Annotated in this window: 16 protein-coding genes, 1 pseudogene and 1 CRISPR repeat array; of the genes and pseudogenes, 12 read left to right on the top strand and 5 right to left on the bottom strand. The window is 37.4% G+C overall.

Annotated elements, in window-relative coordinates:
• Positions 1–114: 114 nt before the first annotated feature.
• The 3 genes from ACMUMJ_RS12570 to ACMUMJ_RS12560 are packed head-to-tail and all read right to left on the bottom strand — an operon-like array spanning position 115 to position 6,545.
• Positions 115–4,683, bottom strand: coding sequence for a TraB/TrbI/VirB10 family type IV secretion system protein (locus ACMUMJ_RS12570; RefSeq protein ID WP_414679197.1), 4,569 nt, complete (start codon positions 4,681–4,683; stop codon positions 115–117).
• A 9-nt stretch (positions 4,684–4,692) separates the two neighbouring features.
• Positions 4,693–5,784 (bottom strand): DotH/IcmK family type IV secretion protein, encoded by a 1,092-nt coding sequence (locus ACMUMJ_RS12565; protein ID WP_414679196.1) that lies wholly within the window; start codon positions 5,782–5,784, stop codon positions 4,693–4,695.
• An 11-nt stretch (positions 5,785–5,795) separates the two neighbouring features.
• Entirely contained in the window at positions 5,796–6,545 is a 750-nt protein-coding gene (locus ACMUMJ_RS12560; RefSeq protein WP_414679195.1) for a hypothetical protein, read from the bottom strand.
• Positions 6,546–6,646: 101 nt separating this feature from the next.
• On the opposite strand from ACMUMJ_RS12560, the gene ACMUMJ_RS12555 reads away from it, so the two are divergent.
• From ACMUMJ_RS12555 to ACMUMJ_RS12515, 9 genes are all read left to right on the top strand, one after another.
• Complete coding sequence (locus ACMUMJ_RS12555; protein WP_414679194.1) at positions 6,647–7,219, top strand: hypothetical protein; 573 nt, start codon at positions 6,647–6,649, stop codon at positions 7,217–7,219.
• Positions 7,209–8,411 (top strand): hypothetical protein, encoded by a 1,203-nt coding sequence (locus ACMUMJ_RS12550; RefSeq protein WP_414679193.1) that lies wholly within the window; start codon positions 7,209–7,211, stop codon positions 8,409–8,411. Before ACMUMJ_RS12555 ends, ACMUMJ_RS12550 begins: the two co-directional genes overlap by 11 nt.
• Positions 8,411–13,837 carry a hypothetical protein gene (locus tag ACMUMJ_RS12545; protein WP_414679192.1) on the top strand — a complete coding sequence of 1,809 codons (5,427 nt, stop codon included), beginning with the start codon at positions 8,411–8,413 and terminating at the stop codon, positions 13,835–13,837. The genes ACMUMJ_RS12550 and ACMUMJ_RS12545 overlap by 1 nt, the downstream gene beginning before the upstream one ends.
• A 69-nt stretch (positions 13,838–13,906) precedes the next feature.
• Positions 13,907–16,012 carry a DNA topoisomerase gene (locus ACMUMJ_RS12540; protein ID WP_414679191.1) on the top strand — a complete coding sequence of 702 codons (2,106 nt, stop codon included), beginning with the start codon at positions 13,907–13,909 and terminating at the stop codon, positions 16,010–16,012.
• A complete protein-coding gene (locus ACMUMJ_RS12535) occupies positions 16,009–16,692 on the top strand; it encodes a hypothetical protein (RefSeq protein ID WP_414679190.1) in 684 nt (227 codons plus the stop codon). Before ACMUMJ_RS12540 ends, ACMUMJ_RS12535 begins: the two co-directional genes overlap by 4 nt.
• A complete protein-coding gene (locus tag ACMUMJ_RS12530; protein ID WP_414679189.1) occupies positions 16,689–17,336 on the top strand; it encodes a hypothetical protein in 648 nt (215 codons plus the stop codon). Before ACMUMJ_RS12535 ends, ACMUMJ_RS12530 begins: the two co-directional genes overlap by 4 nt.
• On the top strand, positions 17,333–17,758 hold the full coding sequence (locus ACMUMJ_RS12525; protein ID WP_414679188.1) for a hypothetical protein: 426 nt from the start codon (positions 17,333–17,335) through the stop codon (positions 17,756–17,758). Before ACMUMJ_RS12530 ends, ACMUMJ_RS12525 begins: the two co-directional genes overlap by 4 nt.
• A gap of 10 nt (positions 17,759–17,768) precedes the next feature.
• On the top strand, positions 17,769–19,748 hold the full coding sequence (locus tag ACMUMJ_RS12520; RefSeq protein ID WP_414679187.1) for a secretion/conjugation apparatus DotM-related subunit: 1,980 nt from the start codon (positions 17,769–17,771) through the stop codon (positions 19,746–19,748).
• Positions 19,749–19,758: 10 nt separating this feature from the next.
• Positions 19,759–22,356: a type IV secretory system conjugative DNA transfer family protein gene (locus ACMUMJ_RS12515; RefSeq protein ID WP_414679186.1), complete on the top strand. Its 2,598-nt coding sequence runs from the start codon at positions 19,759–19,761 to the stop codon at positions 22,354–22,356.
• A 43-nt stretch (positions 22,357–22,399) separates the two neighbouring features.
• On the opposite strand, the gene ACMUMJ_RS12510 is transcribed toward ACMUMJ_RS12515, so the two are convergent.
• On the bottom strand, positions 22,400–22,561 hold the full coding sequence (locus tag ACMUMJ_RS12510; RefSeq protein WP_414679185.1) for a hypothetical protein: 162 nt from the start codon (positions 22,559–22,561) through the stop codon (positions 22,400–22,402).
• A gap of 554 nt (positions 22,562–23,115) precedes the next feature.
• Here ACMUMJ_RS12510 and ACMUMJ_RS12505 point away from each other — a divergent pair.
• Positions 23,116–23,184 (top strand): annotated as a pseudogene (locus ACMUMJ_RS12505) (IS66 family transposase); the annotation flags it as partial.
• 165 nt (positions 23,185–23,349) lie between these two features.
• Positions 23,350–23,737: direct repeats of the CRISPR family, unit length 28 nt; unit sequence GTATGAAGTGGCTCAGGCCACATTGAAG.
• A gap of 20 nt (positions 23,738–23,757) precedes the next feature.
• Positions 23,758–23,916, top strand: a complete 159-nt coding sequence (locus tag ACMUMJ_RS12500) for a hypothetical protein (protein ID WP_414679184.1) — start codon at positions 23,758–23,760, stop codon at positions 23,914–23,916.
• A gap of 19 nt (positions 23,917–23,935) precedes the next feature.
• Here ACMUMJ_RS12500 and ACMUMJ_RS12495 read toward each other — a convergent pair whose 3' ends face one another.
• On the bottom strand, positions 23,936–24,073 hold the full coding sequence (locus ACMUMJ_RS12495; protein ID WP_414679241.1) for an endonuclease: 138 nt from the start codon (positions 24,071–24,073) through the stop codon (positions 23,936–23,938).
• Between the two features lie 269 nt (positions 24,074–24,342).
• On the opposite strand from ACMUMJ_RS12495, the gene ACMUMJ_RS12490 reads away from it, so the two are divergent.
• Positions 24,343–24,468: a helix-turn-helix domain-containing protein gene (locus ACMUMJ_RS12490; RefSeq protein WP_414679183.1), complete on the top strand. Its 126-nt coding sequence runs from the start codon at positions 24,343–24,345 to the stop codon at positions 24,466–24,468.
• The last annotated feature ends 31 nt before the right edge of the window (positions 24,469–24,499 follow it).

The raw sequence follows: 24,499 nt of genomic DNA, 5'->3' as shown, positions 1-24,499 counted from the left end.
GGGGCATCAAGCGCTAGCAGTAGGAACCTCCACCCCTTAGGGGGGGGAGGATGTCAATCAAGACCCTAGATAGTTATGGGCTAGGTCAGCCCCTGATAGCAAGTATGTAATGTATTAGTTTGGGTACAGGTCGGATTCTCTTGCAAAAATATCCTGAGTTATAACAACTTCGATTTCTTTTCCTTCCATTAACTTAATAGATCTTGTTAAAGCGTCAAGGTCAGATTGAATGATATCTTTACTTATTTTCGCTGTTTCACCCGCAAGAAGTAGAGCAAATTCATCAGCGCTAGGCATTTCAGCTATAGTGTTAGAGTTTTGCCCTGTGATCCCTGTAGTAGTCGATACTTGGGTATTAACAAGCTCTATCCATTCACCAGCTTTAGAAAAGATAACAAAAGGGGCAAGCTTAAAGAATTTCTCAAAGAAATGGTTATCCACTTCGGCCCCTGTTCCAGCAAATCCAGTATTTGGATCTATAGAAATACCAAATGGTCCAGTTGTTTGCACTCTTGTGCCATCTCTAAGAACAAGATCATTCTCAAACATTAATACAATGTCATTAGATGTCAAAACAACAGTGCCTTCCATTGTAGCGCCTCTCAAAGAACCAGAGGTAATTTCTATCATCGGATTGTACTTAGCAGAGCCTCCAACAGATGACGTTGAGAACGGCACGATTACCCTTGCGTTGTGCCGGTCACCTTTTCTAAATACAGAAATAGCATCCTCTGGTATTGTCTCTACTCTTGCGTATCTAAATTGATTCTCTTTTTTAGGCTGATTAGTATCCTCTACATCCTCACCTACACTTTCAATACCTGAAATAAAATCGCTAGTAGATTTGTTAAAGTTAGTAGGTGAACCACCATTTGAAGAGCCTAACTTATTTGGTGACGAATTTGCTGAGTTTCCACTACGGTTTTGAATTTGCCTGGCCGTAGATGAAAAGTTACTGTTTACAATCGCAGATAAATTATTGATATTTTGATTCATAGTGTCGAGATCAAACCCAGAAAGATTATTCATTTCAGCCTCGGTCAACCAAACAACTTGAGGTTCATCTAATCTGCCAATTTTTCTTTTGTTTTTGCTTTGACTGTTATCGCTTTCACTTGACTGGTTAGTGTCTTCCTTCGTTACTGAGGATTTTGGGTCCCAGTTCGACTGAGATCTATTTTCAACATTGACAGGCGGGTTGTTTATGGATTTTTCTTCAACCCCTCCTTTTAATATATCTAAAGGAGACTTAGCAAAATTCAATACATCATTAAACAAATCTCCTGTTGGTTCTAGATTATCTTCCAGAATGGCACCTTCAGGTGTGAATATGAGGCCAGTTGAATCTCCCGTAGGGGTAACCAAGCCTTGATCTGTAAGAACAATTAATTTTTCATCACGAGTCAAAGGCGTTGTACCAACATACAGACTATCTTCTTCATCGATTTTTACTTGCTGTTCATTTACTTGAAGCGGTTTTCTGTCTGCTGTGTAAACATTGTCATGTTCATCAAAAAAGAATTTGTCTATGTTGGGTCGTCTTGTTAGGTTTTTCAATATGCTTTTTCTTCCTTTTTCGTTGATGATATCCCCATCCAAGGTCCGCAAAAGAATATTATTAGCCTGCCCATTCTTATTAACTATTCCAATGTTTTTATCCAAAAACGCATTGCCTTGCGCACCTTGAATTGGTTTTTTGGTGGCCACATCTACAAGGCTACCGTCTTTCATTAGTTCGATGGTTGATTTGTTTTTAAGAAGGAGATTTCCCTCATCATCAGCAAGTAAATTACCTACTACATTTAATTTGTCCTTGGTGAAGCTTGGAGAAAGCAGATCGAAATTAATTATTTTCCCATTTGATACAAGTACACCATCAAATGAAAGCAGTTTCATTTGAGGGATTAATGTAACAGCTTTTTCTTCACCATTAATTTCTCTAATAAATCGGCCATTCATGACATAGAAGTCAGTTTGTTTTATGGCCCCGTCTTGGTCTGCGAGCAAGCCGCCATCGACCCTGTAGTAGTCACGGTATTCACTTGGTACCAATACAGGATTCTCAAGTTTTGGTGAGTCAAAGGCGTAGGTACTACTTACATTTCCACTTTTATCGCTCATTAAGATTGATTCTAATGCTGAGGTCATAACCTTATTTCTCAGATACAACCTTCCTGATGAAGACTCTGAAACACCTAAAAGACTGTCCAAAGCTCTATCCGGTGTATTTCTAATATTAGGCATTAGTGTAGCGTTAGAAACCACCCTATCAATATCAGATTTGCTAATGACTCTAAATTTACCGTTCGATGGGTCAGTTAATGGCATTCTTGTTTCCTTATCCATTAAAATACCGCCATCTATATTAAGGAGACTGTCATCAAATGGATTTTTAGTTGTTTGCAAAATAGGGAGATATTTACCCTTCGAATCAACAATCAATCGCCCGTCGAATTTTACTGGTTCCATTTGGTTGGATAAAACGACATGCAGCGCTTCTGGGTCAGAGAAGACATAGTTTTTTTCAGAAACGTATAGTCCGGTACCAAGTAGGTCTAATTCAATATTTAGTTTTACGAGTGGTATTTTATTTCCTGTTTCATCACTCACAAAAACATTTATCGGGTCGTATGGCTTATTATTTTTGTGAAGAGCAAGAAGGCCATCAACCGATTTAACAGTAAGGTCTTGTACAGAAACGCCTTGGGAGTTAGAAATACCTAATGCCCTCCCTTGATCTAATTCAATTTTTGTAATAATTATTCTATTGCCCGTTAAGTCATAGATAGGTTTGTTATCACGAAGGACTAAAGAATTAGTAAGAAACTTTATAGAGTTATAACCATCGAGTAAGTTGAATAACTTTGAATTTTTGTGGATTTCATGTCCTAGCCTATCAATGGCTACCCTATTCTCGTTAACTAGAATTCCATCTACGGAGTCTGGAAGATCGCTAGTGACAGAGGCTCCTTGGTTCTCGTCAAAAAATATTTGCTTATTCGTTAAATTGGTGATTTTTATTCCGTTCGCAGATAGTTCCTTTTCTTTGTTTACCATTACTTTATTTGTATTGAAGAAAATGCTGCCCCCATCTTTGGTTTGTAAAAAACCATCACGGACGATGAGATTATTTTCCTCCTTTGAAATCTCTGTACCGTCAAATGAAAAAACTCTCTTTGTTTGGAGAGCTATGAAGAAAACAGGTTTTATCGGTGTGCTTTCAAAACCATTAACATCCTTGGACCACTTAATAGAGGTGTTTTTAATTGCTAATTTTTCATCAAGTATGGCTGCAGATTTGGAGAACAATAGAGGCTCTTTATCGAATGAAAGAAGTCGGTTATTCCTGTTGATGTAGAAATTCCCAAGCGTCGTGTGTCCTTGGTCGTTCGAGGAATTACTTTCATCATTGGCATTTTCCATTTTAGAAATCTTAGCGTTTCTTAATGCAACTATTTTAGCTTGGTCTCCGCTCATTGCTTGTGTATTTAACGTGCTTCGTAGAAGAACCTCTCCTTTCGGTGTAACGGTATAACCCTCGCCATTTGTTAGGTTTTCATTTATAGAGGACAATGCACCGTCGGCATTTATAAAACCAATACCTTCCTTGTAGAAAATAGGTTGGTTGTTCTCATCCAATACCGCCTCATCGCTTCCAACAAATCTAAGCATGTTATTGTCATCTAAATAGACATCTTTGCCGTTGTACTTGAGTGTGTTTAGGTCTTTATCCGTAATCTTGCCAATAGATGGCAAGCTTAATACCTGACCATCAGCAAGTACGATTTCATTATTTTTTGTTTTAAGTGAATTCCCAAGTTTGCTTGGCTTACCTTCTGCCGTTACAAAGCCTTTATCCTTGAAATAAAATACTGGTTCATTATTTTCATCATAAACAGGATCGTTAGTATCTACATATCGAAGCATATTATTGTCATCGATGTACGTTTTACGACCATTGTGTTGTAAGTTATTGAGGTCTTTTTCATCTAACAATCGTTTATCTAACTTCTGGCCTATATTGGAATAAAAGTCAGTTCCGTCTTTCGATGTCAAAATGATCTCTGGAGATGATTCAAGGAGATCTTTAGTAAGTAGCTTTCCATCAATTATTAGAGGAGCGCTATCAATCGGATTAATAAAGTTTGAGTTGTCATCTAAGTATAATGGACGGTCATCGATGTAAGCGAGCTGTCCATCATCCAATAAGACCGCTTGTAGGATAATATCTTCTTTTTCTGTAGGTATTGTTCCTAGTTCACTTAATGCTTTTTTTATGCGAGCTGATAGCTCTTCGTCACTCATTCCTGGGCATGAATAACATCCTGAGGCTGAGTTTTCTTCTTCTCTTTGTGCGCCAAACTCAATCATTTTCTCTGGAACATAAATAGCTCCTGCCTGAGAATTTAACCTCTCGCCAATCCGCTTTTTCTCTATGTCATTACGAACGATTAAATCTTCTTCGAATTGTTTTTTATTTACTATCTCATCAGTGTTTTGTTCCGGTGCAAGTTCCCCAGCATTCAAAGGAACAGTTTTAGAAATTTTCACTGTAGAGACAACTTTTTCTTCTATTCCGAGTGCCGATTTGATTATAGATATATCAATAAATGACAAAGACAAAAAAGAGAAAATAGCCAGCACTAATGCAATAATGGCCATCCGAGTTTTGAGTTTACTCACTTAATTCTCCTAGTTGAGTTTACTTAATAGTCGATTCGGACGATCAATTGCATATATGTGATTCCCACCAGCATAGTTTATCGAAAGTATGTTGTTTAAGTTCTCAGCAGGAATGGCATAAGCCCAAACGCGCTGAGCAATGGAGACTGAAGGTGCTGACTCGATGAATTCAGGACTCTTAAGGACGCCTGTAGTGCGAAGTAAATAATAAGTCACTCCATCAATACGAGTCTTATAGATCTTGGCTAAAGGCCGCTTAAATCTCTCTGGTGACATGTATTCAAGTTTAAGTCCTCTAGATGCCGACTCTTTCACCAGTGCTTTTGCATATTCTTTGTTATATACCGTTTTACCTCTTGATCCATCAGGAATGGTGCCGTAATTCGCTAAAGTCGAAAGCACCCTAATAAGAGAGGTTGGCTCCTGATTTTCAGCCACGTTACTATTAAGGTCATTATCACTAACAATGATTGCTTGAGAAGATGTGTGATATTTTAATCCTGCGACAAGCTTTACAGAGATAGGGTATGGAATGCCCTCAAGAACCAAATCAACAGTGGTCCACCCGGTACCTACGTTGGTGAGGAATTGTAAAATATGGGAACTGTTTGCCATATCTTGAATACAAAATCGTGTGCAGTTTGTAGCTTTTTGTTCAGACTTTTCAGTGGGGCCGGAGTTATATACTTGGCTATCCATGCTTTTAGTAATGAATGACGTAACTGGAAAAGGTTTTCCATCTTCTGTAAGAAAAGCGATTGTTGTTGGTTTTGATTGAGTCACATATATTTCGGCTAGCTCTGCCGAAGGATCGGTTGATATGAAGATTGGCTGACGAATTGGGGTAACATTGTCGAATGCGTTTGATAGTATTTGATCTTTGTTTACCTTATGTTGTCGAAGCTGTGAAAGAGTTGCTTCAACTCTTACGGGGTCACTAATAACGGGTCCCTGATTAGTTAACATGACGTTACGGGAAACATCTTCGATATTAAATGGTATTTTTGGTGATTCATCTGCAGCCAGCGCAAGACTTGCAAGATTAAATGAGGTAAAGGTAATGGCACAAAGCGCAAATAGTTTTTTTGGAAATAGTTTCATTCTTAAATCTCTTATTTTGAGTCAATTAGCTGTATGTACATACCATTAGGCATGTTTTGCCTTGTGCCAATAATTAAATTTAGGTATCCGGTGAACGACTCTTTACTGTTTTTGCCCGTCGCATAATTATTTGCTGTAGTCTCGACATCGAAAGAAAATGTTCTGCAGTTAAGAGACCCTGCGTATCTGTTCATTATTGTCTTCGAGCAACCGATACTGCCGTATGGTGATGGGGATGTGATGTCATGAACATACCTAACATCAATAGAATCTACAGTGAAGCCACCTACAATCTTCCTCTCTGCAAAGTATTTATTTACAAATTCTCCCCACCTAATTAGCACATCGTTGAACGTTGAAGGGTCCATACAGTACTGAGCTGAAGTTAGTTCTCGGGCATACCCAGAGGAGGTATATGTATGGAGCTTTCTGAGGCATTCAGTGACAAAGATATCACTCGAATTAATCGATGGAACGCTCTTAATGCTTAATTCAGAAATTACTCGTTGTTCGTCATTGATATAGGAAACGACTTCTCGCACTTCAGGATGAGCCAATTTAATAATTAATACTGCACTTATTAATGTGGCTATAGATAAAAGAAAACAGATAAATATCATGATAGATGCAACTCGCCTGGTAGTTTTCACCTGGCTTAATAATGGAAAGTCAGAGCCTATCTGGTCTGACTGTGTCTCGCGCGTTCTTTCTAACATAGATTCATTGAAGTCGTTAGAGTCGCCTTGCTGTTCATTCTTCATAATTTTTAATCACCACAATATATTTTTATTAATGAACAATTGTTAATCTTCAATAATAACGTATAGAATTAATTAATATTAAATATTATATGGATTATGACATGAGTATTCCAAGTTTTTTTATAGCGAGCGCAATAGTATTTGCTACATTAATAGCCCCTAAAGCGCTAGCTGAGAGCTTGCCTTCCGAGTTTTCATACAAGCATTTAACTCCACAACCCTCCAATCACAAGGCTCCTGTGCTATTTGCTGACTTAACGTGCAGGCAATGCCTTAGTGTTATTTTTGATTTAAAAAACAATAAAAAAATTAACCAACAATTAAATATTATTTTTGTTCGGGCTTTGCCACCAGTAGATCGAATCGTAAATCAAATGCTTTGGCATCTAAGCAATCCAGCTAGGCATGGTCAGTTAAATGGAGGTTGTCGTATTAATTGCGGCACTTTGGCATCAGTTGGAACAGAGCCAACCGAGTTTGATTTCATAAAAGACAGTATAAACCTTCAAAAAAGACACGAAGCAATTGGTATCAACACCTACATGCTGAAATATTTATTCAGCGATATCAACCAAACACCAAAGGTGCCTAGTTTGTATTTCAACGGAAAATTAACAGTCATTAAGTCATCAGATGATGTCATAAATAAGTTAGGAGTATTCAGTGGGATCTAAGAATAAACAGTCATATTTCGACATCATTGCTGTAGAAGCATTAGAACATGGATTGATGAGGGGAATGGTCGACACAAATGAAGTGGTAAATTGGGTTAGAGAAATTTCTACTTCAGTTATGCCATATTCGTCAGAATTAAACTCCAATGAAGATCATGAATTATCTGAAAGATCTGAATATGCTTACGCAAACCTTCATGACTCACTAACAAAGGCCAATCCACTCTTGATTAGTTACTTAATAAAGAGTGCCGAACCTAACATACTCAAATACACCCTGGAAAATGCAAAGCTTTGGTTGAATATTGACGCAAGTCTGAGTGAGTATATCGATGTTTTCTCTATTATGTACGGTGGTGAAGATATTTGTGATGCCGAAACGATAATACAGATAAAGGATTTTTTCGAAAATTGTTCGTTCAAGATCTCACCGTTGCTTTTCATATTGAACAATCCTACAGGTGGACTAGATATCGTATTACCGATATTTAAAGGCTTTCCAGATGAAGTGGTCTTATGGCAAGAAATGTCGGTGCGAATTGCTTCAACATACGAATCTCAATTAAAACAAATTAAAAATTGTTCATATCAGTTCAAAACTCAAACATTTGATGTGCCAGCCTTATATTCGATAACTCAATCAATTCTAACGTCCAATAAAGGCGTTGCTTCTCACACTCTGGCTAAGCTAATTAAGGTTATTCACTTAGAATACGATATGGATTTTGTAAATACTTCATCTTGTGGGACATCGTTCACTACCTCTGAACTCTCTTCTATAGAGTCAGGGTTAAAAAATGAACCAAGATCCAATCTAGGCTTGATGACAACAGAAATACATAATGACTATTCACAATTATCAGAATCATTAAACGTATTCTTATTAGAAACAGAATCTCAGCTAACTAAGCTTTTAAAGAAAATTAAACGTAAGGCTCCCGCGACAATAGATGAACTCAAGATTTTTGCCGAGCATTTTTCAAGTTCTGAAGTATTTGACTCTATCTATGATAGAAGACTGATATTGGGGTCTTGCGTTACTAATTTTGAAGCCGATTTGACAGAAATGTCGAAATTATCAACAAAGGATTTGTTGCTGCTGTTGACCGATGTTACCCAAAAAAAAGGTATGGCATTCTCTCCAGCTATATTTGAATTGAGCACTGACTTTCGGGCTCTAGGAGTTCACTGATGTATATTGCAAAACTAGATCAATCATCAACTTTTAAAGTACATAAAACAAATGTTAATTCAAAAGAGTGTGTTGTTATTACACCTGAAGCTGATGAAGAAACATTCTCTAATAAACAAATGCTTGCACTTTCGAGTATTGGCTTTAGATACGCTGGGAAAAACTTATTAATTCAGCCTAAAGAGGCATCTGTAAAAGAAGCTATTGCCCAGTTGGAAAGCATTACCAGTTCACTCAATGACGTGGGTGAATCCGTCATGGAATCAAGAGATTACACTCTTCAGGCAAGGCGACTAACTCTCAAATTTGGTGAAAATAATACTTCTAGATCATTTGATATAGCACCAGTTAATGGTGGCGTTAGTATTTCACTCGATACTCAATCACCGAACGACCTTTCAATTGTTGAAGTTTTAGAAAGTGAATTTACAAACATATCGTTTGGCGAAAATTTAGTTGTTATTGATGATGCCAAATTAAATGATGTAATGAATTCATTGTCACAATTTTCCCCGTCTCTAGAAATGACATTGAACTCAGTGTCTTCTAAAAATTCAATATCTCCTGGTTCCGCCATAGTTCATGAGATGGCTTACAAAACTGGAGCAGAGATTATGGTCGTTCCAACAAAAAGTAATCAGTTTAATATCACCGAGAAGGTTTATATTAATGATCGTTTTCAAAACTCAGGTAAGTTCAAAGAAAAGAAAATCGAAGGCGAAGAGATCCCAATAGAAGTCTATTCAATTGCTATTCAACCAGATAGCACTAAGTCCAGTTCTGCTCCAAGATTATCTGAAAAAGCTAAAGTGGCGTCAGCTCAGATTCATGAGATGACGGGTTCGGCCCCTCTTGTATTGCTTGCTCGTGATACATTCTTCTTTATTGCTGGTGATAAGCGATTAGACAAAGTACTTGCAGAGCACTCAACATCAACACGAGAAAGAGTCGTTTCTTCATTTAAGGCGAAAAAAAGTGGAGGGGAATCTTTCGCAGCGGATGCAACGGTCAAGGGGGTTTTGTTCGAGCAAGTATATTCTAGTCTTCAACCTCTTTTAAAAGCCGGAACAAACTTAACAGAAAGCCCTGAGCTAGCTGATCCAAATAGATATAGATTACGATCTATGGCGAACAATTTAGAGTTTGGTTACGTGTCTCAGTATTTTCATACTGACCGTGATGCTGCGGAAATATTTACTTCCGGTGGCTCTGCTCCGTTTGGTTCTGTGGCGCAGGCCGAAGCAGCTAGAATTGCTAGTTTGGTTGACCTAGACTGGAGTTCAATAAGTTCAGGTGATTTTCGACAACAAGGTGGTGGCCTTGTCTTAGACTCGAAAAAACTTGGAAAAAGTAGCAAGAATTATTGGGGTGGAATTAGGGATTACGGCGATGGCAATATTACGCTATCGTTCAACAAGCACGGTAAGGCTGGATCAGTTGGATCTATAAATTTGCGAACCATTGGTATTAATTACGCATATCAGAAATTAAGAGATTTCAAGGACGGAATTGGTATTGGGCTATCTAGCCTAAAAACTCAAAAAGAAATTGACGACAATCGAAAGGCTAGTGAGCTAAGGCGCCTACAGGCCGAAGAAGATAAGGCCAAACAAGATGAAATTGCGCTGAATCAATACCAATCTCAATACAGCAAGATACGAAAAGATTTAAGGGGTTCATTTGAATTTGAAAGAAAGAACATTAATCCAATCGAAAATCCGAATCTTGCTCTCGAAAGAAAAGGTGACACTCAAGTTCTGCATGCATTGTTAACAATCATGTCAGAGTCAAATAGTGAAGAAATAACCGATGGTCAAATAGCTTCGTATCAAACCATTGAACGTAGTTCAAAAAATGGTGCAGCCTCTTCTAGTAAGAAAAAATTAGGGTATAGCTTAAGCACCTCAGAAACCGGTCTTGGTGCAGGTAGAACGGCCATACATTCCATTGGATCTATTCATAAAGATCATGATTGGTGCATTGGCGAAGGCGTGATGGATGTGTATTTGAATGCTGAAGTATTTGGCGATCCAAGTGACACAAATTATATCGCTACCGTTTCTGCGGGTAAAATTAAAGAAGTGCTAGAAATTGCCTACAATAAATCGGAAGGCCAAACAGATATAGACTTGGTTGCTGATAACGACATCTATAAACCGTTGGTTGGTAATGTTGGTATGATGGCATCTTATATGGCAATCGCCTCTTTGAAGGCAGATGGCAAAAATACGGAAAATATCATACTTCATTCTCCTAATATCGGAAGACAAGATGATGATCTTTCTAAAACTCCTAAATTTACAGACCCAAGTGACATAACAACCCCCCATTCATCGTCTAATCAAGCACTTAAGATCAAGCGCCTTTCTGGTTTTGAAGGTGTAACTGTTTATCCTAAAAAAGTTCCTGATTCGATTGAATTAGGTTATGCAATTGATGAAATAGACGATAATGAAACATTATCAGAACGCGAAATTGTTGAGCTGTTTGATCATGCAATTGAAAAAGGTGATCCATTCTTGCTTTCTCATGAATCATCGAAAATTGTAATAAAAGAGTTAGTAAAAAGAACTCTTGTTGAGCCAATAGAATATCCGCAAGATCTCAAGTCCCTATTATTGACCACCGCAGAATTTGCGCCAGCTTTTGTCGACGTAGAAGATAAAATTATTGATTCAAACGATGTTGAGGTGAACGCAAGTCATCCTCTTTACCAAGCAAATTCTTTTACACTTGGTAATCATTACTTAGCTGTTAATGATGAAATTCGTACCCATACGGGTGATTTAACTGGATTTATCGCTCAAGTCGATAAGTGTCCTATTGAAATAACTGAACCTGATGATGGTGGTTATACTGTAAACCAAAAAATTCCGTTGAGAGTTAATGGGCAAGACACTATCCAGTCCGGTGTTGTTGTTGAAGTGGATGTAGAGCTGCATGGTGATGGAGTGGTTGAGTTGCCATCTGGTTCTACTCTTAAAACAAAACTTTTATCTACCTTTGACGGCAAAACTATCACGGCTAATTCACCAGAAGGTAGATCTTTTGGTATGACTGCTGATGAAATTGAAATTGACAGAAAAGGAGTTCTAAAGAACATAGATGGGACTCCCTTGAAATCCGGTGGAACAGAACTATTTGGGTCAATCAAGAAGATTACTGGTAAAACGATTGTGTCTGAGTCAAATAAACGAGACGCTAAAGCCGTTCTTGCAGGTGAACCGACTACCCTATATTTGAAGATAGGGGCTAATATCTCCGAGAATGCCGATGCAAAAAAATGGTTCACTAATTCTCTCATTATCTATAAAAACTATTTAGAAAAGTCCGGCTCTGATCATTTAGAACATGAAATGCACAACTTTGCAGATGCGCTTAAAACCGCTTATACGGGTCGATTTGGGTCTATGTATGAGGAGCGTTTTGTGGATGCTCTTGACCACGTAGCGGAATTAGAGAAAACGACGAATATTAGAAAAACATTCGCTAGCCTTTTAACTGATGATGAAGCATTAGAACAATTCGTCAATAAATCAATATTAGCTATAACGCCTGAAACAGCGTCAGTTGAAAAAAATGAGCCCATTGACGATAGAATAGAGAGTTTAAAGTCTTTACTGGAGTTTCACGAAGCTTTCTATTTTGAGCACGACGGATCTGATAAAAGCGTCATAAGGCTCCAGCAACCAATAGGACAAAGTGAAAATTATTTAGTTTCGTTTGTTGATAGTACTGGAGAGTCATTAAAAGAGTTGGAGCTAACAAAAAAACAAATCTTTTCAGAACAATTTGCAGGACATCTTAAAGATATTCCTATCGTCAGATCGGGTTTTCAGGAAATAGATGGCAATAAGCAAGCATTTTCAAATGTCGGTAGTTTTGATCCTAAAGAGGCGCTTAAAACGCTGGGAAAGCGCTCGTTTAATGTGTTCGCAATGGGGGTGGATACTGCAACATTTAATGAAATCAAAAAAATGACTGATATACAAAGATTAGCGAATGAATTCGTATCACAAGCTAATGAAGTGGAAGCTGTGGAGCGGATATTAGGTCGTAAGAACATTGGTGGTGAGCTACTAGGTACTAAGTACTCCAATCGCTTTGTTGATGTCGTAGATAGAGATGAGATATTGACTACACCTTTGTACACAATGATTGATGGATTTGTTTCTCAACGCGGAGGGATATTTCGAAACAAAGAGTTATATGAGAAAAAAATCAGTCAATTTGAAAAGAGTATTGAAGAGTATAAGAACAATAGTTCCCTGCCACCTGAAATTGTGGATGCAGGAATTATAATGCAAACACATCTTAAGGAAAAATTCATACAAGATAACCAAGAGTTAATATCTGGGCCTGCTGCGAATCATACTGCAGGCAGAGTCAATCAGTCTGTTGCCATCATTCCTAAAGACTTAGCTTTCTATAAGTATTTAATAGAAGAGGACGGAGATAAAAACATCTATCCCAGCGCTCCTTACCACTATAAGCAAATGACGAATACCACCTCTGATATTGCCACCAGCATAGCTGTTAAAGAATACGACATGAACAAGGACGCAGCGGATAAGCTTGCAGGCTCTATATCACCTTTTTACGTTGATTCCATGCTAACGTGGAACCTTAAACAAAGTGATTTGGATCGCATTAAGGATTACTGGTTCTTACGTGATTCTGATTCTTCAGATAATAAATTGAGATTTTCAAATGCTAAAGAAGAGCATCACCAGTTCCTTAGGATGGCGCTTCATGATTATCTTTCTGGCTCACCTATACAGTCATATCAAGCAACTGATATTAGCTCTCAAGTTAAGCAAGGTCACTATGTCTACAGAGTAAACCAAAAATCTGTTATGGAAGGTTCTAACCATCCATTTGTGCCGAAGTATAAGGAATTGCTGGCTAAAACCGAGGAGTTCTTAAGAGCAAAAAATATCGAACCTTCAGAAAAGATCGAGCTTTTGACTTATAGCCGAGATACATACAGAAAAGGTGCCCAAAAAATTAAAGAAGACACATCTGTATATGGCATGAAAGCAACCAAAGATGTCGTGCCATTAATTAATGACTGGCTCGCACAAAGTAAGTTGCTTTCAAAGAGAGAGTTTAATTGGATCAATTCACCATCTGACCACCCATGTCCTTACATAACATCTGAGGGTAAGGGTCGTACAGAGGCATTAGATCGAAAAGAACTGGCCCAATACGCTATGCGTACTCCTGTATTCAAAAAGAATGATGAGGGTGCATGGGTACATGTCGCACCAGATGTGAATCAGGAAGTCGAAAAAGTGAAAGCCAAATTATCTACTGAACTAGATACGCAAGTTTCAGTTAGTCAGCAACAGAAGGTAACGGCAGAAACGTTAAAAGCAGAGACTAAAACATCAGGAATTAACAAAGGAAAAACTCAGGGTCTTTAACCTGGTTTTTAAACTAACATGTCCTATGCAACCGTCGTTATAATGACTGAAAAGAAAAAAGTGGCCGAGATGTTTTCAAATACATTGCTTAAAAATTCAGCAGCCACAAAATCAGGTTATACAGGGATGTTAAACGAACAAACATGTTTTGTTACGTATACAAACGGCCATTTATACAGCTTTAAAATGCCTGATGAGAACGATCCTAAGTATAAGATCTGGAGCCTAGATACTTTACCAATAGAATGCCCAAGTGAATTCAAAGTCATTGAGGGTAAGGAGGAGTTGGCAAAGACTATAAATGAGGCTATTAATCACTGCAAACTTCTTGTTTTAGCGTCTGATCCTGATCCGCAAGGTGTTTACTTAGCTGACTTAGTTAGAAAGATGTCGGGGTATAAAGGCCCCCTAAAACGTTCAGGGATTAAAACGCACGATCCAAAACGTTTAGCTGAGCAATTCTCGTCTTTTGAAAACTTAGATGAGTACAGGCAATACCTTCCGATTGCTGCCTCTGAAGCCTGTAGAAGTATGCTTGATTACAAGTTTGGCATTAATCTCACCCGTCTATTTACGGTTTTAGCAAAAAAAAATAATGTGAATATGAGATCTCCGGCCGTAGTAGGTCGAATACAATCAAGCATTCTTAGTATTGTGTGCCAGCGACACTATCAAATTGTTAATTTTAAACCTACACCGTTTTATAACATCTTTTATGATGCATATCGTAATGTCGATAACACAAAAATACGCTTCAAAGTCGATTTAGAACGTATCACCGATATAGAAGAAAAAGACCGCGTCCTTAGTGAACTCAGCCAAGAGCCTGTTAAAAATGTTGATGTGAAAGAAAAGGAAGTTTTTGAATCGCCAGCAGAGCCTCATAAGCAATCAACTCTTCAGGTGGCACTTGGCAAACGCTTTAATTATAGCCCTTCTCAAGTTTTAGAAGCGGCCTCGGCTAACTATGATGATGGTTACCAGTCTTACCCAAGAACGGATGATAACAAAATTGAATTTAGCGAATGGGCACGCGCCGAACAAACATTGCAAGGTTTGCTAGAAGACATAGGCATTGGAAAGGAATTTATAAATTATAGCAAAAGAACTTCCTTCGTAATTAGAGCGGGAGAACAAAATGATAGTGCTCATACGGCAATTCTACCTACAGGTAAATCATGGGATAAAGAAAAGTCTGGTATTAGGTGGGAAGTGTTTCAAGAAATAACAAGGCGTTTTGCTATGCAGTTCATGGACGACTTTGAATACGAACACACAAAAATCTCTGCACGGGTTGGAAGTTACTCACTTAATGCGACTGGAAATACAATAAAATCGTTCGGTTGGAAACAGTTTGAACCATCAGATGATATGGAAGAAAAGGAGAAGGCACTGCCAATTGTTAATCCTGGAGATGAGTTTACTGGCACACCTAAAGCATCAAGATCTTCAACGAAGCCCCCTAAGCGCTTCCAGCAGCATGAGATTATTGAAGCTCTCGAAAATATCCATAAATACATCCCTGAGTCTCATCAAGAACTTGCGATGTATTTCACACAAGCAGAAGTGTGTGGTCTAGGCAGTCCTGCAACAAGAGCAGGTACATTGCAAAAAACCATAAATTACAAATTATTAGAAATAAGTATAGAAAAGAAAAAAAGTTACATCCTCCCAACAAAAATGGGCTTAAGCCTGTATGACGCATTGCCTTATGAAATAACGAACCTTTCGCTTATCTGTGAAATGGAGCGCGACTTGACCTTCGTAATGAATAAAAGAAAAAAGATGAGCGAAGTTAAGAATACCTATGATGAGTATGTCAATAAAACGGTAAATCACTATATCAATAATCCTGACGACTTTGATTTTCAGTCTCCTATACAAGTAACGGGTTATGAGTGTGGAGTGTGTGGTTCTCAGTTAATACAGCTTGAATCTAAAAACTCTACTTATTGGAGATGTCAGTCTTGTGGTGCCGCAACGAGCGATTTTAATAATAAGCCTGTTCAGAATGCTAATGGACATGGGACTGCGTGCCAGAAGCAGCACTTAGATAAAGACTGCACCGGTATTCTGAAAACTTTTGTCGGAAAAAAACGAGATACAAACGAAAAATTCGTGACTCTTAAATGCAGTGTATGTCGTCAATTTAGTTATCCAAAGCGAGATAAATGATGCAAAAAAACAAATATGGTTCAACAAAAAGCAATCAGCTACGGCGCTTCCATGCTTCAACTATTTGTGCGACCTGTGCGACACAAATGGTTCAATCTAAAAGAGACAAAACAAAGTTCGCATGCAGAGTTCATCCAGAACAATCACGACATATTGACCAAATAATTGAAGAGCGTCAGTTTTTTGAATTCATACATGATCTTTTAGATAGTCAAGGTGCTAAAGGGATAATGATTCATGAAGTTAACGATGAAGATCCTAAATCGCGCGGTGAATATGTGACTTTCTACAGAACTGAATATTTGGCGAACCCGTGCTTTAGTTGGCCAATAGCACTAACGATCATTCTTAATCTGCATAAAATGGGTCATAAATATACCAACTTCATAACCATGATAACCGTGCCAGATGGTTTGTTTAATAATTCATGGCGCCTAAATGCTAATGGAGCTTTGGTTAACCTGTCTACCGATATGTTGGCTCTAGCATCAAGCGCTATTGATCAGCTAAAAAAAGGAAAAGTTATAAATGGTTTTATCTTTGAGCTAACGGATTCAGATGATGCTCTTTCTTATGTAGAAGCCATAGAGATGGCCCAGTCTAGTAAATTGCCCGACAGGCTTAAGGGAAAATTTCAAGACAGTGCATCCTCTCTTAAAAAAAGACTTAAATCTGTATGAATGAGATAAAAATCGTGGAAACTCCATTCCACCCTATTGATAAAGTGATAGCACTAAGCCCTCTAATAGACCTGCTTTCGAAGTCCAAAGATCAGCAAGAGGTTTCAGACAATTTTGTAAAGCTTAGAGAAACTATTTCCAACTCTTTGCCGAAAATGGAAAAGTCACGTACTGCAACAAGACTTGATTTTATTATAGCCAAAGCAATGCTTGTTTCTGATTATCAAACAATAGAAGAAACAGAAGAAATTGTTACTTCATTAATTGAGTTAGCGATCGGACTTTCGTGCACAGATAAAGAGTTCATAGTGGACATGGCTTTTGAAAACGGATTGTGGGCCGTCGAAATGAGTATTCTACTTGAAAAAACTTTATCTGATAGCAGGTTTGACGAGTCAGTGCATACGCAAATATTGACTGAATGCATAAGCGCTCTTAATCAGTTAACTGAAGTTACTGCATCTAAGAGTCTTCATTTAAACATCATGACAAAAAATGCAATTGCCACTGATGTTTCCCGAAGAATGTTGATGGCTCTTGATGGCTTTCATGGTGAAGTCACCATAAAAGAAGTTATTGAAAAATTCCAAACGTCTATCGAAGGTCTGACGCAATTAATTAAGAAAACAATGGAGCTAGCATGACTGATAAAAAAAAGAGTTTTAGTTCGGTCGTTTCAGATGAATGGAATGAAACGATAGGAAAGGATAAACGCTGGTGGAGATATGCCCTATTTCCATTCTTTCGCTTGTTAATAGATTTTAGAAAACTTTATTCTGAATATAAATGGGTTGTTGGTCAAATATATTTACTATGTGTGATGACGAAAAAATCACTGAGAAAAATAAAGAAAAACAACAACGAGGAGTTAACAGAGATAAGAAAAACCAGCCTAACTAAACCCACCAATATCTACTATCTTGTATTGCTTAATGGAACACCGATTTTAATTTTATCGACCATTATTTTTTTCGGCAACTTGCCAATCATCACAAAAATTGTGTTTGTTCTAATGGCATTAATGCTATTTGCAATCTCTTATAAACTGATTACCAGAAAAAATTAAAATAATGAGCATGTCTTATCAAAGTGAAGAAAATCAAACCTCAATAATATGGGGAACAATTTTAATTTTTGTTGCTTTGTTCCTTATCTATTTTGGAGCAAATACCTATTTAAAATACCCAGCATATCGTTTTATGGTAGCCACTCACGGCTTAATCTCTTATGTGCCTATGCTTGCATCTTATCTACCTGAGCAATACACATTAGATATCTTAAGAGAGTTTAATAACGCGCGTTACGTTGTGCCAGAAGCAAGGGCTATTAGACATATTAATGTATCTATGCCTTTTTATTTGCCGCTATTAATAATCTTTTTGTTTTTTATGATTAAACGGTATGCAAGACAAACGTTGCCTTATACGTATAGATATAAAATTTCAACAATCAATAACCTTGTTAAAATAAAAGAGAAAGAGTTTCCTGAGATTGCCGCTGGGTATTTATATGGTTCAGAAATGGTTTCTAACCCTGATCTTCAGCGTTTTGGCACATTTTCGCAGGAGTACGGCCCTATTCGTTACTTAATAAAAATTGGAGCGGTCAGTTTAGATAGCAAAACCCTTTTCTTTAAAGACTTCCCGCATAAAAATGGGTTACAGGTCGTAGACGATATTTATGCGCTTGAACAGTATGCCGGAAGATTAGATATAAATATTAACATTCTTCACAACGAACTGATCTCATCATTAGGAAAGAAAATCAATGACATCAATGATTTGAGCGATATTCAAATCGCACTGAGCAAGGCATTTCTTATGTTTTCCATGGGGATTGGAAACAAGACAAAATCTCAAAATTACCTGAGAGATCTTTCTCGAAAATGTATTTTTAAGAAGATTGAGACTGCTAAAGAAGTGAAAGAGTTTAAAATTGATAGAAAAAAAGAGCTTGCCGACCTTAAAAAGCTATTAATCAAAATTGATAACAAAACCATCTTTAACTCGAAATACCAAAAAGAGTTTGTTCTCTCTTGCTATGCTCATGCAAAATCTACTGGCGCAGATATATCGCCGCCAGAGTTTAACTGGGTCAAGGCGTTTGAAAGAGAGACGTATTTGCTGCTTCATACTTTTTCTGGTGATCCATCCACAATAAAAAACAACTCATACATTGAAGTCATTGCGCCATTAAGTCGTTGGTTAGATTTGTATAAAATTTCTGTTTTCGACAAAAGTAATAATTACACAACTCAAAGAGGTGACTTTTCAAATGTGGTATGGGAGCACCTCTTATTAAAACAAATACAAGCGTTATCTAGTACATCCTCATTTTCTGATTCTGCCATCGTAAAACGCGTTAATGATATTAGGACTTCCTCAAGTAAAAAAAATAAACAGTTTGATTTTTCTTTTGTTTTGGGAAATGACAAAATTGTTAAAAAACTTTTGAGAGGTAAGTTATCCATAGCTATGGACCAAACTCTCCGCTTTAACAATATGGCGGACTATATTCTTACATCGTTCATTACGAAGTTAGATGAAGTTTACGTTGGAAAAATAGAGACAGAAAACGCCCAAAATATCTTGAAAGGTCTTCAATGGGTTGAGGATATAAACTACGAGCTATATTGTAAAATGGCATATGTCTGTATCATAAAACAAACAAATGATATTACGCTAAAGCAAGTAATTAACTCAAAAAATGATCACGACTTGAAAAGGTCTATGACTTCCAAGATATCCGATGAACTTTCTTCAATTATAATTCAGAAAAATGGAGATGATATTGTCATAAATAAAGAAATGGGTGTATTTGACTCCAACGGGATTAGCTTCTCTGAACTTCAATTACACATCTACTCATTCATTGAGTTTCAAAATCGTAATTCCTATTCTTCTAAAGAATATAAGAACTTAGCGAAAATGAGTTTTTCTTCCATTGATCAGGCAACAAAATCTATTTTGTATTATATGACTAACTTCGAAAATTGGCTGAAACCTGAATACCATATATCTCTTGAAGAGTTTCTTGGTGGACAAAAAGTTGATTAGGATTATTTGAATGGCTGCTAAAAAGAAAAAAATTGACGTTACAGGATTATCTGACGATCAAATATTCGACACTCAAGAGATATATGGATACCGTGGCACCTTGGCTGAACAAATCTTAAAGCTCATATTCATTCGGCCAGCCTTTCTTATATATAGCATTTTGAACTTCTTTGTTTGTATTGCATTCATTCTTGCATCTCAAGGATCAATCGCAATTGTCCTCATTGGAGTATACCTATTTTCACGAGCTGCATCTTCCACAAGGAAGGAAAATAGTCATTTACCCGCCAAGCTGCCTCTTTTTCATAAAACCAGATTTGGAGACAAAGATGGTATATGTGGCAGTTTTTATGTTGGTACAGAATATGAGACTAATAGGCAAATATGGAAATCTTCATCAGAATTCTTAACTCATACCTATATCTTGGCTGGTTCTGGCTCCGGTAAAACAAGCACCATACTATCCGTATTTTTGCTGAATATTATCTCTCAAGGCTCTGGTATGTGGATGCAGGACTTTAAGGGTACGGTAAGGTTACTTGGTGAATATTACTCAATTGCCCTGAGATTTGGTCGTGTTGATTGTATGCGAATACAGAATTTCAATAAACCAGGCAAGCTTGGTAGTGTCATTCGTAACTCAAATACATCTAACCAAATGCTTTCTGACAACCCTTATAATACTTGGACCTTTCTCGCAGCATTTATGAGCGATGCATTATCCGGAGCAAAAGATCCGTTCTTTATTCAAAATGCTGCAAAAATAGTTAGGACCATTATTCCAACTTTCCACGATCTTCAAAAACGAGATCTTCTATTGATCACACCGTCAGTAATTCGTAATGCCATGAGTCTAGAGAATTTCATTGGTCTTTATCATGATCCAAGAATCCCTGACGATATAAAAAGCTCAATGTTAGAAACAACGTATAAAAGTTTGAATATTGCCTATAAAGACAAAAATCCAGAACAGAATGAAGATGCTGTTCGTCTATTTACTAACTTCGTAAGTAACGCAGATCCACATTTGAAACTATTAATAGATGAATTTCCTCAAATATATGAAGCTCCTATGTCTGAATTTAATCCATCCGATGTAATAACTAATCGCAGGATTGCTATTAACATAAATCCTACAGCTAGTTTATCTGAATCTGATTCGGAGAATATAGCAAAGACCAACCTAAACTTGGCGAGAACAGCTCTAGGAGTAGGAATAGGTGCTAATTTTCATGGAAGTGCTGATAAGGTTATGTTTAGTGCTAGAACGGCTAAGGATAATCCGTATTTGCTCTGTTTTGATGAATATTTTGCTGGTATGAAAGCTGGTGGATTGGGTTTAATAGCTGCCCAAGCAAGGGGGTTGGGGATTGGAGCAATATATAGCTCTCAGGACATAATTGCTGCAGAGGAAACTAACAAATTAGAGCATGGGCAAATAGCGGGTTCGACCGCCCTTAAGTTTTTAATGGCCATGAAAGAAACTGAACGCTCAGTATCCCTACTCCAGCCCCTCTTTCCAGAAATGCATATTGTTGGGAGAAAATTAACAGATAGTAAGAATAAAAACCATTTAACAGACGAACGTAATGAAATAATTACCCGTAGAGTATTTAATCCTGAACTGTTATTTAGACAAGATCAGTTCCCGATGGGTGATTTCATGATGGTTGGTGATAACCACATAACTCGTGGTTCATCTTTTTACTACGATACCAATACTTTTATTGCGAATCAATTTCGGGTTGTAACTCAATTGCCAACTGTACCTACTACAACCTATCGTGTTGATGCGAGTATGCCGATAGCGTCTAATCAGGAAAAATTAGGGTCATATATTATTGAGTCGGATCATTTTATATCTAACAAAATTAAAACTGACAAAAGGTTGCTCAATTCAGTACTTTTGTTTTCTGGGATTAATAGTATAGATTGTTTTCTTTTTGGTGACTTAAGACAGAATACCCCTAAAGTAAGTATAAGTAGTGAACCAGTTATTCCTCCAACAAGTGACCAACTGTTTGCATCCGAAAGCAAAGATGACGAATTAGAGGGTGAAATAATTCCGGCCAGTGTTGCTGCTCATTGGCTTAAGAGCAGCCAGAAAGTTAGATTGAATGCAACGGCTGATGAGATATTGACAGCAAGAATTAAGCAAGATCAAACGGAGAAGAACCAAGAAGAATCAAGAGAAGGGGTTAATAACAAGAATTTAAATGATGGAGTAGTCATTGATTTTGACAATTATGATGAAGAGGAAATATTTGATCAGGCTCCTGTCTTTTTAGAGAGTAAACCGACTGGCCCTATTGTTGATGAGATTGAGACAATTTCTGTTGTTGACTTAGATGGAGAAGATAAGCCTTACGGTCACCAAAATCAAAAAGCCTCTATTGATTCATATAATAAAGCTCAAGATTTCATTAGGACTCAAAATGATGTAATTAGGCCGCTTGATATACAGAAATCAATCCGTGCCGCTGATAATGCAACAGATAATATAGGTTTTAAGAGGTCTAGCTTACTGTCAAAAAGCGCAGATATATTGATGGATGATGATCTTCTGAAAATGGATGACTTATTGTTTATGGAAAATAAATTAGATTAGCAGGAAAGAGATTTGTGCTTTTGCTTGAGCAATCACCCACTTTTCAATTGTATTTATCTCTCGGTTGGCTGGTGGCAAAAATGCCGTACGTTGGAACCGCCCAATATCCAACGACACTGGAATCTAAGCCGCCTGACATCAGGCAATTGGCACTGTTTCCATGATAAGAAAATATCGCGCGTCGCAAAGCCTGCTCTACGCTCATTGCAGCCTCAGCCTCTTTTATATAAAAGAATAGGCTCCGCTGCAAAAAGTTTTCTTAGGGGATTTATCCTGTGATTACCACTTATTAGCTAAAAATCTAGTAGGCAGTTAGTGACGCGCAAGTTCATAAACCACATGTAACTTTTGCTTTGAACTGTTTTACCCGGTTCATCCAAGACTAATAATGTGATACAAACACGGTTGCTGTTGAAAAGAGTCTATCAGGAGGTTGATAAAGATGGAATTGCATGTGAGGGGTTAAGGTATAATTTCCCTACTCTACTGAACATAATTATGGTTATGTATCTATAATAATGAAAGTATTTTAAGCCCAAGGATGGACTATGGCAAACACAATCAAGCTCGAACTCTCTCACAAACAATGTAATGACTTACTGTTATTCATTAGCCGTCTAAATTTTCAAGAAGTCTCAGACAAAGCGTTAAACGATGAGGAAAAACACAACTTCCTTTATTATTTCTTTAATGTATCACAGTGACATATATCACAGTGATACTAGAATATGAAAAATACATAAATATTTGACTTGCCATATCGACAACAACCGTGCAGAGCGGGCCATCAAACCGTTCGTGATTGGACGAAAGAACGGGCTCTTCTCAAAATTGGAAAGGGAAAAAACAGATGGCTTATGGAATACCAATGTTTTAAGGTAAGATATATAATCATGGGAATCAATAACTTAGGAATCTATCGAAAATAAGGGTTTTTCTTTGATTGTTTTTCTATGGTATTGAAAATTAAGATATTTTAGATATATGAGCATAGTATGAAGTGGCTCAGGCCACATTGAAGTCTTTGAAAACATTCGTGCCTTACTTTGGCACGTATGAAGTGGCTCAGGCCACATTGAAGCGTTTCGCTTACCCTCGAATTCGACTTCGGTCGTATGAAGTGGCTCAGGCCACATTGAAGCAGCATCTAGCCCCTTCTTGGAGCTCTAAAAAGTATGAAGTGGCTCAGGCCACATTGAAGTGCAGAGAAAATACTGCTCGCTGCACTAATACGTATGAAGTGGCTCAGGCCACATTGAAGTTTACAGGGGAGACGCGCTCGATGGTGGCATAGTATGAAGTGGCTCAGGCCACATTGAAGATCTGCGTCAAAAAAGCCAAGTTTCTCATTCCGTATGAAGTGGCTCAGGCCACATTGAAGTTGGGATGTAAGTGGTGTTTGTGCTAACGGAGAGCAATGTATTGTTGCTCATATTAACGCTGGTGATGATGTTGAGAGCTTTGTGGATAGGCAAGGTGTTATCGCAATCTGGTGCAGTCAAAGGCCTGCTAAAAGGTATTGATACTAAAGCGAAAGTGAGAGAACAGTCTATGTACTAATATTTATTATTCGAAAATACTAATCGCAGACTGCATTTAGCACTGAATTTTTATTGCCTTGTATTTTCTCTATCCTTGACGCTCGTTTGCACTCCCAATCAGATACGGGATATTGTGCATTCCATGCATTCATTAATTTAATTTGCTGAGACGACATTTCAAATAAGGGTTTCACCTTTAATAACCATAAAGATAGATAAAGTATTCAAATCTAAACGAGCATTTCGATAAACTGTCTTAAACGCCCTTTTAGGTTTTTTTGGTTCATTTCTTTGTTGCTTACCAATCTTCCAAGGCTCTGCCTTTTTTCCAAATATCCCTAAAGGCCACTATAATTAAATTTGTGGTTAATTGTGGTAACTATTTCTACACAATTTTAGTTTGTGTTATAATGGATACATCTACAGCCATCAGTTATCCAAAATAATGATTAAGAGTAAATTCGGTACTGTCTACTATATTATAGATCAAGGGATTAGCCCTACTGAAGTTGCAAAAAATCTTGGTATTGGTAGATCAACAATTTATAAGTTACTTAAAGAGTCGAACTAATTACTTAAAGTCCAGAAATCAAAATGAATCT

It is taken from the genome of Marinomonas phycocola (genome assembly GCF_047525455.1).
Lineage (GTDB): Bacteria > Pseudomonadota > Gammaproteobacteria > Pseudomonadales > Marinomonadaceae > Marinomonas.
The sequence above is the reverse complement of the archived record's forward strand: the minus strand, read 5'-3'. Positions and strand labels throughout refer to the sequence as shown.

Bases quoted from the DNA above. Each gene is read 5' to 3' on its own strand.
- ACMUMJ_RS12565 (WP_414679196.1), bottom strand. From the start codon at position 5,784: ATGAAACTATTTCCAAAAAAACTATTTGCGCTTTGTGCCATTACCTTT.
- ACMUMJ_RS12560 (WP_414679195.1), bottom strand. From the start codon at position 6,545: ATGAAGAATGAACAGCAAGGCGACTCTAACGACTTCAATGAATCTATG.
- ACMUMJ_RS12555 (WP_414679194.1), top strand. From the start codon at position 6,647: ATGAGTATTCCAAGTTTTTTTATAGCGAGCGCAATAGTATTTGCTACA.
- ACMUMJ_RS12545 (WP_414679192.1), top strand. From the start codon at position 8,411: ATGTATATTGCAAAACTAGATCAATCATCAACTTTTAAAGTACATAAA.
- ACMUMJ_RS12540 (WP_414679191.1), top strand. From the start codon at position 13,907: ATGTTTTCAAATACATTGCTTAAAAATTCAGCAGCCACAAAATCAGGT.
- ACMUMJ_RS12535 (WP_414679190.1), top strand. From the start codon at position 16,009: ATGATGCAAAAAAACAAATATGGTTCAACAAAAAGCAATCAGCTACGG.
- ACMUMJ_RS12530 (WP_414679189.1), top strand. From the start codon at position 16,689: ATGAATGAGATAAAAATCGTGGAAACTCCATTCCACCCTATTGATAAA.
- ACMUMJ_RS12525 (WP_414679188.1), top strand. From the start codon at position 17,333: ATGACTGATAAAAAAAAGAGTTTTAGTTCGGTCGTTTCAGATGAATGG.
- ACMUMJ_RS12520 (WP_414679187.1), top strand. From the start codon at position 17,769: ATGTCTTATCAAAGTGAAGAAAATCAAACCTCAATAATATGGGGAACA.
- ACMUMJ_RS12515 (WP_414679186.1), top strand. From the start codon at position 19,759: ATGGCTGCTAAAAAGAAAAAAATTGACGTTACAGGATTATCTGACGAT.
- ACMUMJ_RS12510 (WP_414679185.1), bottom strand. From the start codon at position 22,561: ATGAGCGTAGAGCAGGCTTTGCGACGCGCGATATTTTCTTATCATGGA.
- ACMUMJ_RS12495 (WP_414679241.1), bottom strand. From the start codon at position 24,073: ATGTCGTCTCAGCAAATTAAATTAATGAATGCATGGAATGCACAATAT.
- ACMUMJ_RS12490 (WP_414679183.1), top strand. From the start codon at position 24,343: ATGATTAAGAGTAAATTCGGTACTGTCTACTATATTATAGATCAAGGG.